Below are 9,596 nucleotides of genomic sequence, written 5' to 3'. Positions count from 1 at the left end.
CGGCGCCGGGAACCGGCCGGGCCGGTGCCGGCACCGGCCAGTCGCCCGGTGGCGAGGGGGCGCCGCATTCCATTGCAACTTGCCATTTCGGCTTGTGCAATCCCAGCGCCCAGGGCGACTGCGCGGTGACGCTGGCGAGTGCGTGATGGAAGGTCGCGTAGTGCTGCGGACGCACCTCGTTGCCGAAGGACATGATGCCGCCGTTGTGTTCCTTGATCGCACCGGGCAGATGGACGCCGTTGGCGTCGGTCATCGCCCGGGTCATCGCGTCGTGGTCCACCGGGTCGCCGACGCGGGTGGCGCCGGTCACGTACTCGTCGTCCAGGCCGAAGGCGTGTCCCCACTCGTGGGCCGCCGTCACCATCCGCCCGCCGCCATCGACGACGAGGTCGGCGCGCTGGTCGCTGGCGCGTCGGGGCTGCGTCGGATCGGCCTCGGCCTCGCCGCGCGCGCGGATGTGCACACGGTTGGCGGTGTTCGCGAAGCCGTGGCGCTCGAGATGCGTGCGCACGGCCTCGGCGCGCCGTCGCGAGAGGTCGACGTTGTAGTGCTCGCTGCCGGCGGCGCTGGTGTGGCCGACGATCTCGACGCGCACCTCCTGGTGGGCAGCGTTGCCGACTGCACCGTTGAAGCGTGCGATGAAGCCGTTGAGCGTTGCGATCGCGGTGCCCGTGAGCGCGTCCGAGTCGTAGTCGAACTCGACGGACTGGCGCAGCAGGTCGTACTCCTTGGGGCCGGCCGTGGTGCTGGCGAGCCGCATCGTCTGGTCGGCAGGGTCGGTCGTGCTGCCCGAACCGACCTCGTGCGAGATGTCGAAGCTGCGCAGGCTCTCGCCTGGCGGGGTCTTGTAGATCTCCACGACGAGGTGGTCGGTGGCCGCCTTCGCGCGCTGGCCGATGTCGAGGTCCACGCGCACTTCGGCACCGAGCCAGTTCCATCGTGGCCTGTTGAGGAAGAAGCTGTGCCGGCCGCCCCAGGTCGTCTCGATCAGCGATTCCAGGCGGACGAGCCAGGGCGCCTGCTCCGCAGGCGTCCACTGGTAGCGTGCGAGCAGCGCATTGCGCACCACGGCGACCGGGATCGCGTTCATCCGGCTGGCGAGCGTGCGGATCTCCGGCGTGGCGGGGAGGTCGGGGTGCGGCGCGATCACGCCCGCGTTCCGCACCAGGGTGTCCTTGAACTGTGCGGCCACGCCTTGCTCGATCGCGAGCACGCCGTCGCCCGCGAGCGGGTCGGCACGGTACTGGGCATCGAAGCCGCCGATGCCGCCCGCGCCGACGATGCCCCGGGGCGCTGCAGGGTAGGGGCCGGCCGTCGCCCATTGCGCCGACGCGTCGAGCTCTCGACGGCAGCCCGCCATCGGATCGACGGGTGCGCGGCTGTCACCGAAGAGCGTGTCCCAGAAATCGCGCTGCAGCTTGGGCGCGGCACTCTGCGGGCCGCCGGCATCGGCCTGCTGGCCGACGTGGGCGAGCTCGTGGGCGAGCAGCTCGAGGCCGGTGTCGCTCGCAGGGGCGTAGCTGCCGGCGCAAAAATAGACGTCGTTGCCGACCGTGAAGGCGCGTGCCTGCATGCTGGCGCACATCGAGTCGGCTTCGGCGTCGGTGTGGATCCGCACCGCGGACAGGTCGCGACCGAGTCGGGTCTCGAGCTGTGCCCGCAGGCCGGGGTCGAGGGGCGCGCCCTGGCCGCGGCGTGCGGCGATGCGTTGTTCGGTCGCGACGGGCACGTGATGGGGGCCCGCGTCCGCACCCTTCGTGGCGGAAGCAGGGGCAGTCCCCGCAGCGCTTCCTGGCCGGGTCTCGCGCATCAGCCTGGGGGCGAGGGTCGGCTTTTGCGGTGGGGTGATCGCCGGTTCGAGGCTCCCGTGCGGAGCCTCGCCGCTGCAGTCCCTGCACTCCCGCCCGGAAGCGCTGCGGGCCGGCGTGCGCAGGGCGCGGGAGACCTCGCCCGCGATGCGGTCGGCCTCGCGCTCCTCGGCGTCCTGCGGTTGGCTGACGGCGAGCCGGGCCTGCAGGTAGCCGGGCGCACCCGGGCGTTTGCCGGCGGCGCTGCCGCCGGGCCGGGCTTGCGGGGTCCGCCCGGTCACGGCCTCGCCGGCGTGGTCCTGTCGGCTGGCAGGAGCGGTGGCCGCGGACGCGGGGGGGTTGTCCGGCGACTTGTGGGCAGGAGCCGTCTTGTCTGCCGGCGCGAGGCGTTGCGCGGTGGCGGCGGGGTGGTTCATGGCGCACTCCGTGCGTTCAGGAGCTGGGGTGGAGGTGTGCGGCCGATCTTGCGGTACTCCTCGAGCAGCGCCGCCACCAGCCGTTCCGCGGCGATCGGGCGGGCCGGGGCGCCGGCGCCCGCGTCCCCGACCGGATCGAGCGCGGCCGCCTGCAGCACGGCGTTGCGGATGTAGCCGCCGGGGAGCGTGCAATAGCTGGCAAGCTGGCGGCAAAGCGCGGCGTCGGGGGCGCGTCCTCCGAGATGCGACTCCCAGAGGCGCAGGCGTTCGTTCGCGCCCGGCGGAGGAAAATCGATGATCACGTCGAAGCGACGGGTGAAGGCGCTGTCGATGCGGCCGCGATTGTTGCTCGTCAGCACGACGATGCCTGGGTGCTGTTCAATGCGCGTGAGGAGGAAGTTGGTGAGCATGTTGGCGTAACGCTCGCCGGTCTCCTTGCCCTCGCTGCGGCGGCCGAAGAGGGCGTCCGCTTCATCGATCAGCAGGATCACGTCCAGAGCCGCGGCTTCGTCCAGCAGGCGTCCGAGGTTCTTCTCGGACTCTCCGATGTACTTGTTCATCACCGCGGACAGGTCCACGCGGAAGAGCGGTGCGCCGAGGATGGTCGCCAGCCGGCTTGCGGCGAGCGTCTTGCCGGCTCCGCTCTCGCCGCAGAACAGCGCCCGCACGCCGCGTGCCGGCTCGGCAAGACTGCTGCCGAGGCCGTCCGAGAGCGTTTCGCGCTGGCGGCAGCGCGCGACCAGGGCCGCGAAACGCTCGAGCAGGTCGTCGGGCAGCACCAGCGCATCGTGGGGCACTTCGCGTGCCACCGGCTGCGCGAGCTGGCGCAGGCGCTCGCTGCCGAAGCCGGCGCGCGCCCGGCGCAGGTGGCCGAGGCCGGGCGCCTCGCCGCGCACCCTGGCGTCGAGGCGCATGCGCCCGGCGAGGGTGCGCACGCTCGGGCCGTCAAGGAGCGCATGCTCGGCGAAGCTGCACAGGCGGTCCTCGTCGAGGCAGGGGCTGCCGTCCCCGTCCTCGCTGGCGAGGGCTTCGCGCCAGGCCTCGCGGCGTTCCTGGGCGCTGAGCGGGGGAAGGTCGATCTCGATCAGTGCGGACGCCTCGATCGCGCCGTCGCGGCCGCCGACCAGCAACATGGGGACGGCGAGCGCGGGATGCTCGGGAAGGACGTGGCGTTCGCCGGGCCCGAGCTCGAGGGTCAGCACCGGCAGCCAGCCTGCATAGCGGCAGGCGGCGGCGAGGGCGGGCTGGCGTGTCCAGGTCGCCGCCTCCATTTGCAGCGGCGGGCGTCCCGCCGCCGCTGCCAGGCGCGCGGCGGCGGCAAGTCCGGCCGCGCGTGCGCCGCGGAACATCACGTGGCGGGTGGCGCCGCTGCGCAGCATGGTCGCGAGCGTGGGGATCTGTTCGCGGAAGCCGCGCGGCAGCATGGTGTCGCCATCGGCGAGCGGCGCGGTGTCGCGCCACGCGGTGGGGTCGCCGCAGAGCAGCGCCCACAGCTCGGGGGCAACCGCCAGGCTGCGGGTGGGCATCGGCCCCTCGCCCACGATCTCGAGGACCCCCGCCCGCACGAGGCGGTGGTTGGGCAGCGCGAGGGGCGCGAGCGGAGCGCCGAACAAGGCCGCGCTCGCGGCGGAGAGGAGATGAAGGCCGGGGCGGAGCGCACCGGGCGACTGCAACTCGGCGAGCGCCAGGTTGAGCAGGTAGCTCGACTCGTTCTCGCCGCACAGCGCCATGGCGAACCACTCGTGCAGCTGCAGCTTCAGGTCGGCAAGCAGGCGCCCGAGGGGGCCGTGCAGCTCCGGCGCGGCTTGCGCGAGTGCGATGCAGGCGGCTCGCCAGTCCTGAGGCGGGGTACCGAGCAGGGTGGCGAGGTCTTCGCCCCCCTGGCTCGCCGCAAGCGCCTCGAAGACCGCGGACGGGGCGCCGACGCTGAGGCGGGCGAACTCGGCGATGCCGGCATGGACGAAGGCGCGTGACAGGCGCGCGCCCTCGCTCGCCGGGGCGGATTCCGGGCGCAGGCTGGCGGGGGCGTTCATGGTGAGGATCCTCCGCGATCGGCGGCATCGCTGCGGTCGTAATGAAAGCGCACCACCCGCCCTAGCCAGGGCAGCCAGCCAGGGTCGAGGTCGAGGCCGCCCCGACGCAGCTCCAGGTCGACCTCGGCGAGGCGCAGGTGGACGTCGACATGGCTCGGACTTGCGCGCACGCGAGCGGGGCGCTCGGCGCGCAGCGCGCGCAGGGCCGCGTCACCGACGTGACGCAGCACGGCCCGGTCGACCGCGACGGGATCGGCGCGCGCGGGCAGCTTCGCAAGGCCCGCAAGCTTGGCGACGGGGTCTTGCTCGCCCTCCAGTGCGCAGGCCTCGGCCAGGAAGCCGGTGAGCGGGGCGTCGGGAGCGAGCTCGAGCCGGAGCGCGAGACGGACGAGTTCGCGCCAGCCGGCGTGGGGTTCGTGCAGGGTGCCCCGCCAGGCGCGCAATCCCGGATGGTTCAGCACGTTGAGCAGGAAAAAAAGCCCGCCGCGGCCGGTGTGGAAGTCGACCTCGGCCTGCGTCGCCGTCACCGTCGCCGCGAACGGGTCGGTGACTTCGCTCGGGGCTCCTGCCCGGGGCGGAGCGGCGGGGCGCGCGTTTACCGCAGCGATGGCGCGGGGAGAGGCTCCGACGCGGATGGAAGCGGGGGGTGCGAACCCTCGGGAGGCGGGGGAGCCGGCGGGTATCGAACCTGCACCGGCGTCGCGCCGCCGTCTGGCGTCGGGTAGGTCCCCGCCTGCAGTGCGCGCGCGACCAGGTCCGGATGCCCGTGCGGTCGCCGACTCCGCATCCTGCCCGCCGCCGAGTTCCGCCAGGGCTGCGGCCGCGCCGCGCAGGACCTCGCCCCCCTGCGGTCCCGCCAGCGCTGCGGGGGTGTAGCGCCACAAGGTGAGCAGGGCCTCCAGCACGACGAGCGGATCGCTGGCGGGCAGCGTGCCATGCGCCGCCGCGCCGGGCGGGGCTGGCCGGCGCGGCGAACCCGCCCTTGTCGCCGCCGGCCCGGTGGGCGGGGGCGACGGGCCGGGCTCGGGGCCTGGGCGGATTTCGTCTCCGGATATGCGCTCATGGTGGGTTTGGGCCTCCGTCATGAGGTCCGCGCCGCTCCCTGCCGCCTCCGCGGCACGAGAAGCGAGCGCGTCCGAGATGGCGCCGTGCCAGCCGGTCGCGGCCCCGATCGCGCGCAGGAGGCTGCGTGCCGCGGCGGCATCGAGACGGCACCACAGGGTCGGCAGGCACGCGCGCAGCGGCGGGTGCTCGAGCAGCGCGGGGAGTGCGAGGGCATCCTCGCCGAGCAGCTCGGCAAGCGCGGTCGCGGTGGGGTGGGCGAGAAGGGCCGCTCGATGACGCCATAGCCAGCGGCGTGCGGCGGTGCCGGCGAGGAGGTCGCGAACGAGGCAGGCGCGATAGTCGCGTGCGTCGCGAAAGCGCACCACCTCGGCGCCATCGGCGCCCGGAGTCCACGGATCGACCGCCCGGCCGGCAAGCTGTCCGGCAAGCGCGGCGGCGCGCGCGGGCAGCTCGGTGCCAGTGCCGCCGACGGCGATGCGCCGCACGACGAGGATCGCTTCCTCGTCGGGCCAGCGTGCGCGGGCGAGTGCGGGCGGCAGGGTCGCGCGTGCGTGCGCGATCGCCGTGGCGCTGCCGCGCAGCGTCAGGCGACCGATGTGGAGGTCGGCGAGCGCGATCATCGGGCTCAGCCTCGATCGACTCCGCTGATGTGCAGTCCCGTGGCGAGCACGGCGCCGGGGTTGCGCTCGAGCTCGGGGTCGAGGATGGAGGCGACCGAGGCGACGGTGCCCTGGTCGTCATGGTCGTCGACACGCAGGGTCGCGATCACGCGCTGGTCGTCGTCGAACAGCTGGAGCAGGGTGCCGGGCGCGGCCTCGCGGTCGAGCTTCAGGCGCAGCGCCTCGCCGAGGCGGAAGCGCCCCGGGATGCTCTGCAGGCGGCCCTGCACGAGCTGTTGCGGGTCGTCGCTGGCCGCGAGCAGCAGGCAGGCGCGCACCAGGTTGCGCATCGCGCCGTGCGCGGCGGCGGAGGCGTCGGCATCGAGCTGGCGGAACCACCAGGCGACGAGCTCGACCAGCGTGCGCACGCCGTTGAAGTCGCGCTCCTCCGCCTCGGCGAGGCCGGGCCAGCGCTCGGGGGCCTCGACGGCGAGCCGGTCAGCCTCGGCCGCGCTCGCCCAGTTCAGCCGGATCGAGGGAGAGATCGTGCGCAGACGCTCGAGCAGGCAGCCGGCGGCGGTATCCAGGCGCTGGTGCAGGGCACGCGCCGGGTCGCGCAGCTGTGGCGAGGGGATCGCGAGCAGGTCGTCGAGGGCGAGGATCGCGCCAGCCTGGCGCTGCAACTCGCCGAGTGCGCCGGCGCTGAAGGGGCGCGCGGCGATGTCGCGCACCAGGGCCTTGTTCTGCTGCACCAGGCCGGACAGCAAGGCGAGGCCGGCGTCCGGGGGGCGGTTCAGGCGCAGTGCGAGCTTCTGGCGGCGCATCTCGACCAGGCCGGCGAGGATCGTGCGCCCCGGCAGCAGGTGGCCGAGTGGCCGCAGGTGTGCCCAATCGGCCGCCGGGATGTCGTACACCGCCTCGATGAAAGGCGCGAGCGCAGCCGGCAGCGCGGTGTCGCGTCCTGCGCAGCCGGGCACGAGCTCGTCGGGGCTGCTCGGGCGCAGCTCGAGCGGGTCGGGCAGGCTGCGGCCGAGCGGGGTCTCGCGCACCTTCACGTAGAAGAGGCCTTGATGAGCCTCGATGATTCGCCGGCGCTCGGCGTGGGCGGCTTCGACCTCGCGCCAGTGTTCGGCCAGCAGGCGTTGTGCAACCGCGTAGTCGTCCAGGGTCTCGGTGCGTTCGCGCTCCAGGACGTCGAGCCGGCGAAGCTCGCCGGGTAGCTCGGCCTCGAGTGCGACCAGGCGGGTGCGCAGGTCCTCGAGTGCCTCCTGATGGCGGCGGCGCAGCGTGGTCAGGGCGCCGCGCAGCGCCTCGACCTGGCGGATGTCGTCGGCAACGACCTTGCCGGCATGGAAGAGCGCCGATTCGTCGTTGTGCTTGACGCCTTCGATGTCGTCCTCGCCCGGGCGGGGAAGGGCGAGGTCGAGTCGGGGGCGCAGCAGCACGCCCTCGGCGTTGTGCAGATCGGGCGCGACGAGCAGGCGGAAGGGACGTGCCTGGGCCTCGTCGTCGATGACGCCGAGCCGGCGCAGCTCTTCCGGCTTGAGATAGTCGTCGAGGAAGTCGCACACGCGGTCGATGAGCGATTTCGCCTGATTCTGGCGAGCGTTGGCCCTGGCGCGCAGCTCGAGGAGGTCGCGACGCACGTTGAGGAAGCTGTCGTGCACCCGCTCGACATGCGCCAGCATTCCCCTGCCGGTGCTCGTTGCCTTGCTGAAGACCGGCTCGGTGAGCGGCTCGTCGGGCGCGGCCTTCGGCTGCAGGTCGGCGAGGGCGGCCAGCATGCCGGCGGAGATCGTGGCCTCGCCCCGGGTCGCGTCGGCGAGATCGACCGCGGCTGCCGTGCCCTTCGCGTCCACGAACTTGAGTTCGGTGAATGCGCTCGCGTCGGTGGTGAAGCGCTTGAGGATGTCGCTCATGACGGGTTCTCCGTGGGGGGCTTGGGCACGAAGTTCGCCTTCGCCGTCCACCTGACGAGCTGCGAACCGAGGCCGTCGCCCGGTACGCCGCCCGCAAGCGTGCTGAACGACACCGTCAGCGCGTCGAGTTGCTGGCGCTGCAGGCCGAGGAAGTCGCCGACCTCCTCGAGCAGGCGGAAGCTCTTGTCGAGCGCGGCCTCGAGGTGGCGGATGTCGGCGCGCAGCGCCTCGCGCCGGTGCAGCAGGCCGTTGCCGGCGGGCTGGATGTCGGGGACGGGCTGGTAGTCGTCCGGGGCGGGGTGGGGGTCGGCGAGGTGGCTGGCGTAGGGTTCGGGCAGCGCTGCCGTGCCCTCCGTGGCGAGGTCCGCGAGGGGATGGGACGTCGTGCCCTGCGGAGCGGGCCGCAGCGTCTTCGCGCGGTCGGTGACCAGCTTCGTGCGGTATTGCCCGGGCTCGGGGGGAGCCTTGGTGAGCAGCACCGGCGCGCGCAGCGCCTCCAGCTGGGCGCCGCTCAGACCGTGGAAGAGCGCATACCACCGCGCCTTCCACGCTTGGTAGGCGTGCGCCGCGCGTTCGCCGCGGCGGAACAGTTCGTCTTCGAGCCGGGTGTCGCGCTGTGGCAGGTCGAAGAGGTCGCGGCGGTAGTCGAGATCGGGGATTGCCAGCAACAGGCGGAGATGTTCGCCGAGCCCGTGGATCAGGTCGACGGGACCGCGCCCGAGCTCGCCGACGACCACCTCCTCCACGGTGCCCGCCGGCACCGGCGCGAGCTCGACGCGCAGGTCGCCAGGCAAGAAGGCGAGGCTCGGGCTCCGCGCGGCGGGGTCGCGCAGCAGCGCGGCCGGGAGCGGGCCGGCAGCGGGAAGGAAATCGAGCCCGAGGAGTTCGTCGAGCGTCTGCGTCGCCACCGCGGGGAGGGGGGCGGGATGCGCGCGCTGCCAGGTCTCGAGCGTGGCGACGGCATGGGCGAGCAGGCTATGGGCGGCCGCATCCGGCTCGGCGAGCAGGCGTCCGGCGCACGCGTCGAACCAGACCGGCAGCTTGCCGACGATCTTCGCGAGTCCGAGCGGCACGCCCCCCGAGTCCGTGCGGAAGGGCGATTCGCGCAGCAGGCGGACGCCGATGCGGTTGGCGGCGCGCGCCTGCGGCATCGCCATCATGCGCGGGCTGCCCGCGATGCGCTGCAGGCCCAGCAGGCTGACCGTCTCGATGCGGCGCTCGCGCAGCGGATCCGGTTCGCTGCGGGTGCAGGGTTCCGCTGCGGTCGCATCGTCGATCTCCTCGACCGCGCTGCGGATGGTGAGCAGGAAGAGGCCGTCGCGCAGCGGGGCGTCCTGGTCGCGCTCGGCCTGGGCGACGAGCTCGCTCCATGCCTGGTCGAGCGGGTAGAACAGGCGTACGAGCTGGCCGGCCGCGCCGACGGCGAGGCCAGGCCCGACGCGTACGCGGGTGTCGGTGCCGGTGCCGAAGAGCGCGCACGCCAGGCCCTCGACGATGCCTGGCGCGAGGCTCGCCAGCAACGGTGCGATGCGATCGTCGACGTAGGCCTGCAGGCGCTCGAACTCGCGCTCGCCGAGCGCCCGCCCGGGGAAGAGGTTGATCCGGCGCGGGTCGTCCGGGCGTCGCTGCGGCTCGTGCAGGCGGATGGACGGTGGCGTGCGGGGCAGCAGGGCCGCGGCCGGTCGCGACGCGAGCGCGGCGAGGAGGCCGGGCGGGATGAAGGACAGGGTGGCCATGATTGCTCAACGCCTCGTGT

5 protein-coding genes are annotated in these 9,596 nt (G+C 73.5%); all 5 read right to left on the bottom strand.

All coding sequences use genetic code 11. The annotated features are described in order from the left end of the window. A partial coding sequence (locus PO78_RS05010) for an eCIS core domain-containing protein (RefSeq protein WP_043742451.1) occupies nucleotides 1-2,224 on the bottom strand: 2,224 nt, incomplete at its 3' end. Beyond that, nucleotides 2,221-4,257 (bottom strand): ATP-binding protein, encoded by a 2,037-nt coding sequence (locus tag PO78_RS05005; protein ID WP_043742449.1) that lies wholly within the window; start codon nucleotides 4,255-4,257, stop codon nucleotides 2,221-2,223. The genes PO78_RS05010 and PO78_RS05005, both read right to left, overlap by 4 nt. After that, nucleotides 4,254-5,942 carry a hypothetical protein gene (locus PO78_RS05000; RefSeq protein ID WP_052484361.1) on the bottom strand — a complete coding sequence of 563 codons (1,689 nt, stop codon included), beginning with the start codon at nucleotides 5,940-5,942 and terminating at the stop codon, nucleotides 4,254-4,256. Before PO78_RS05000 ends, PO78_RS05005 begins: the two co-directional genes overlap by 4 nt. A gap of 5 nt (nucleotides 5,943-5,947) precedes the next feature. Continuing rightward, nucleotides 5,948-7,840: a hypothetical protein gene (locus tag PO78_RS04995; protein WP_043742446.1), complete on the bottom strand. Its 1,893-nt coding sequence runs from the start codon at nucleotides 7,838-7,840 to the stop codon at nucleotides 5,948-5,950. Then, on the bottom strand, nucleotides 7,837-9,576 hold the full coding sequence (locus PO78_RS04990; RefSeq protein WP_043742444.1) for a hypothetical protein: 1,740 nt from the start codon (nucleotides 9,574-9,576) through the stop codon (nucleotides 7,837-7,839). Before PO78_RS04990 ends, PO78_RS04995 begins: the two co-directional genes overlap by 4 nt. Nucleotides 9,577-9,596 lie beyond the last annotated feature (20 nt).

Origin of the sequence: Thauera sp. SWB20 (assembly GCF_000831325.1) — a bacterium.
GTDB lineage: Bacteria > Pseudomonadota > Gammaproteobacteria > Burkholderiales > Rhodocyclaceae > Thauera > Thauera aminoaromatica.
This window is presented reverse-complemented; position numbering and strand designations above follow the sequence as displayed.

Coding starts and splice junctions, on each gene's coding strand:
- PO78_RS05005 (WP_043742449.1), bottom strand. CDS start 4,257: ATGAACGCCCCCGCCAGCCTGCGCCCGGAATCCGCCCCGGCGAGCGAG.
- PO78_RS05000 (WP_052484361.1), bottom strand. CDS start 5,942: ATGATCGCGCTCGCCGACCTCCACATCGGTCGCCTGACGCTGCGCGGC.
- PO78_RS04995 (WP_043742446.1), bottom strand. CDS start 7,840: ATGAGCGACATCCTCAAGCGCTTCACCACCGACGCGAGCGCATTCACC.
- PO78_RS04990 (WP_043742444.1), bottom strand. CDS start 9,576: ATGGCCACCCTGTCCTTCATCCCGCCCGGCCTCCTCGCCGCGCTCGCG.